Raw genomic sequence first — 4,229 nt, forward strand, 5'->3', positions numbered from 1 at the left:
CCTTCGCCCCCCACCGAGCCCGACCCCCTACCCCCACCGACCCTCGACCCACTCATCCCACTCATCGATCCTGCCTCCGCTCTCCGTCCAAGGCCCGCGAGATGCGGTTCGCGGACAACACCGTCGCCGCGATCACCAGGCCGGGAAAAGTGGTCAACCACCACGCCGTGGCCACGAAGTTGCGCCCGTCGGACACCAACACGCCCCACTCGGGCGTGGGCGGCGGCGCACCGAACCCCAGAAAGCTCAACGCGGACACCGACAAGATCGCGACCCCGAACTCCAACGCCGCCATCACCAGCACCGGCCCCGACGCGTTCGGCAGCACATGCCGCGCCACAATCCCTCCCGGGCGCACCCCGCTCGCCCGCGCCGCCTCCACGTACACCGAGGACCGCACCCGCAGCACCTCCGCCCGCATCACCCGCGCGAACCCGGCCACGCTCGCGATCCCCACCGCGATCGCGATCTTCGTCGTCCCGAAACCCAACGCCGTCACCAACGCCAGCGACAACAACAACCGCGGGATCGCCTGAAGCACGTCCACCACACGCATCACCACGTCGTCGAGCCACCCGCCGAAGAACCCGGACAGCAGCCCCAGCGCCCCACCGACCACCAGCGCCACCGCCACCGCCACGAACGTCGCGCGCAGCGACAGCGAACTGCCGTACACCACCCGCGCGAACACATCCCGCCCGAGCTGATCAGTGCCGAACAGGTGCTGCGCGCCCGGCCCTTGGAGCTTGTCGCGCGGAGTGCCCGTGAGCGGATCCTCACTCGTGAACAGACTCGGGACAGCGGCCGCGAGCAGCACGAGCACGAACACCAGCCCCGACAGCAACAACCCCGGCCGGCGCACCACGAACCGCACGTGCCCGCGCGCGGCAGGCAACACATCACCCACGAAACCGGCAGCCATCCTCGTCACACCGCCCTTCCCACCCGCGGATCAAGCACCGGGTACAGCACATCCACCACCAGCCCCACCACCACGAAGGTCACCGCCGCGAGCAGCACCACGCCCTGCACCATCGCCAAGTCCTGGTTGTCCACGGCAGCCGCCGTCAGCCGGCCGATCCCCACCCGCGAGAACACCGTCTCCACCACCACGGATTCGACCAGCACGTTGCCCGCCACCACGCCCGCCAACGTCAGCGCCGGCAACGACGCGTTGCGCAACGCGTGCCGCACATGGATCCGGACCCGGCCCACCCCCTTCGCGCGCGCCGTGTCGATGTAAGGCTGCGCCAACGCCGTGGTCATGCTCTTCGCGAGCACCTGCGCGATCATCGCGCCCGCCGGCAACGCCATCGTGATCGCCGGCAACACCAGGCTGTCGAAACCCTCGTTGCCGATCGCGGGCAACAACCCCCACTGGAACGACACCACCTGCACGAGCAACAACCCCACCCAAAAACCGGGCATCGAGATCCCCACCGCGGGCAGCGACAACAACACCTGGCGCAACGCCCGCAACCGCGTGAACGTCGCCGCCAGCGCGAGCGAGACCCCACCCACCACCGCGAGCACCATCGCGAACACGGTCAACTTCACCGTCTCCGGCAGCGCGTCCGCGATCGTGCGCGCCACCGGCGCACCCGTCTGCGCCGACTCGCCCAGATCACCGGTCAACGCGTTGCCCAACGCGTGCGCGTACTGCGTGTACAGCGGATCGTCGAGCCCGTTCGCCGCCCGCACCGCCGCGAGTTGCTCCGGCGTCGCGGTGCTCTCCAAACCACCCAGCTTGATCGACAACGAATCGCCGGGCAGCAGGTACAACACCACGAACGACACCGTGAACGCCGCCCACAACACCACGACGGCCTGCACCAGGCGCCGGATCAGATAGCCCCGCATCAGCTCGACACCCACGTGTCGTGGAACTGCAACCGAGACGACGCCTCGAAGGTCAGCCCGTGCACCCTCGCGCCCAGCGCGTGCACCTGCGAGAGCTCGAACAGCGGGACCACATACGCTCGGTCCACGACGATCCGCTGCGCGTCACCGATCCTCGCGGCGCGCAGCGCCGGGTCCAGGTTCTGCGCCTGGTCGTCGAGCACGTTGTCCAACTCGCCCGCCGCGACGTTGAGACGGTTGCCGGTCCTGGTGCCGAACAGGGTGCGCAGGATGTCCGCGTCCGAGCGGGTGACGTTGTAGTACGCGAAGTCGTAGTCGCCCGCCGCCTGCACCTGCTGCTGCTCACCGGTGGCCAGCTTGCGCAGCTTGAGCTCCACACCCACCTTGCGCAGCTCCTGCTGGACCAGTTCGAGTACCGACTGGCTCGCGTTGAACAGCGGCGCGAAGATCACGTCCACGCTCAGCCGGCGCCCGTCCTTGACCCGGATCCCGTCCCGGCCCGGCTTCCAACCCGCCTCCTCCAACAGGCGTTCGGCCCCTTCGGGGTCGTGTCCCAACCCCGCGGACAGGTCGACCCAGCCGGGCGTGACCGATGCCAACACGGACGTGGCGGCCTTGTACTTGGGAGTGAGCACGGTCTGCGCCAGCTCGGGCCGGTCCACCGCCTTTTGGATCGCCCGCCGTACCGCCTCCTCGGCCAGGATCGGCCGTGCCACATTGGCCTGAAGACCGAAGACCACACCCGGGTTGGGCCGGGTGAGCACGGTGTAGCCGGATTCGAACCGCGCCTCGTCCTGCGGCTGGACGTCACTGATCCCATCCACCTGCGCGGACTCCAAGCTGCCCGCGCGCACCCCCGACTCGGGCACGATCTTGAACACGAGCTTGTCGAGATACGCCTCGCCCGGGTGCGCGAACAGCGACGAACCCCACGTATATCCGGACCGTTTGGCCAACTCGACGCCCTGGTTCGGCTTGTAGGAGCGCACAGTGAACGGCCCCGAACCGACCAGGTCGCCTTGGCACCGCTGTTCGGGCGTCTTGGCGATGGTCGCCGAGGACAACAGGCCCAGCGACATCGTGGAGGTGGCCTGGAGGAACTGCGCGCTGGGCGCGCCGAAGTCCACTCGTACGGTGCCCGGTTCGAGCACGGTCGTGCCGATGTATCCGGTCAGGTAGCTGCTCGCAATGGTGGCTTTGGCGCCGAGCGCGACGATCCCGTCGAGGTTGGCCTTGACGGCGGCGCCGTCCAGTGGGGAGCCGTCGGAGAAGGTCACCCCCGGGCGCAGGTGGAACGTGAAGCTGGTGGCCTGCGGGTTCACCTCCCAGGACGTGGCCAGCCACGGCTTGATCTCACCGGTCCTGCCGTCCTGGTCGGTCAGCGAGTCGACGAGTTGGCGGCCCACGTTCAGGCTCGCGTTCGCGCCGAACTGCTGCGGATCCAGGCAGGTCGGGTCGGCGGCGAGTGCGAACGTCAGGGTGCCGCCGGGCCGCGGCGGTCCCGCCTCCGCGACGACCACGCTCTTGTCACCGCCGGCGCCGGAGCACGCGGCGGCCACCAGGGCGAGGGAGGTCACGGCCGCGCCGGCCGCGACGGCCGCGCGCAGTCTTCGTATCGGGGCGGCAGCAGCGGGTGCGGGGGATATCGAAAAACGCATGGGAATCTCCGGGCATGACGAATTCACGCGCCGGCGCGCGGAATTCGGGCAGGGGATATCCATCGGTTCGCACGGACGAAACCCGTGCGCGGACAAGCGCATGGGAAAGGGCCTCGGACGGGCGTGGACGCGCCTATACGGCGGAGCCGCCGAGAATTCGGTGGCGCGCCGCAGGGCGAACCGACGGTACGAAAGTGGGGAAACGGCGGGCGGACGCGCGACCGCGGATCACGGGGGATCGGCGGTTACGGTCCGGCGGCGGAGCAGCCCGATCCGCAGGGGTCAGCGGGCGCGACAGGCCGAGCTGTGCAGCCGGCCGAAATCGACGTGGCGGCGCGTGCACAGGGGCGTGCGCTGCCGGTGCGCGGCCGCGCCGAAGGGCGCGACGACCTCGACGCGCGGGGAGGAGATCCCAGGCGCGGAGGCGGTGACCGGCACCACGGAGGTCATGACGTCCTTCGATATCGATCAACGGAAACATGTGACGGCGAGAGCCTAGCGAGTCTCCCGCCGTCACAACAAGTGGCATTTCCACTTTCCGGCCCCGGGCGGCTGAAAACAGTTGCCGAAAGCTGACCGAGAACCGCCCGACCGCAGGCCGTAGGCAGCAGCCGTAAGCAGCTCGAAAGCCGTCCGAAAACCGCCCGACCGCAGACCGAAAACCACCCGACCGCAGACCGAAAGCGGCCTGACCGCCGACCTGAAGAAGCC

The 4,229-nt window shown here is 69.3% G+C and carries 4 protein-coding genes; all 4 read right to left on the reverse strand.

Annotated features, from left to right (window positions below; genetic code table 11):
• Positions 1-61: 61 nt before the first annotated feature.
• A complete protein-coding gene (locus GT354_RS48805) occupies positions 62-922 on the reverse strand; it encodes an ABC transporter permease (protein WP_161364520.1) in 861 nt (286 codons plus the stop codon).
• Between the two features lie 5 nt (positions 923-927).
• On the reverse strand, positions 928-1,860 hold the full coding sequence (locus tag GT354_RS48810) for an ABC transporter permease (protein ID WP_161364526.1): 933 nt from the start codon (positions 1,858-1,860) through the stop codon (positions 928-930).
• Positions 1,860-3,518 carry an ABC transporter substrate-binding protein gene (locus GT354_RS48815; RefSeq protein WP_161364522.1) on the reverse strand — a complete coding sequence of 553 codons (1,659 nt, stop codon included), beginning with the start codon at positions 3,516-3,518 and terminating at the stop codon, positions 1,860-1,862. Before GT354_RS48815 ends, GT354_RS48810 begins: the two co-directional genes overlap by 1 nt.
• Before the next feature lie 282 nt (positions 3,519-3,800).
• The gene (locus GT354_RS48820) at positions 3,801-3,968 is read right to left on the reverse strand and encodes a hypothetical protein (protein WP_161364524.1); all 168 of its coding nucleotides are present in this window, start codon (positions 3,966-3,968) and stop codon (positions 3,801-3,803) included.
• Positions 3,969-4,229 lie beyond the last annotated feature (261 nt).

This window comes from Streptomyces sp. SID3343, assembly GCF_009865215.1.
GTDB lineage: Bacteria > Actinomycetota > Actinomycetes > Streptomycetales > Streptomycetaceae > Embleya.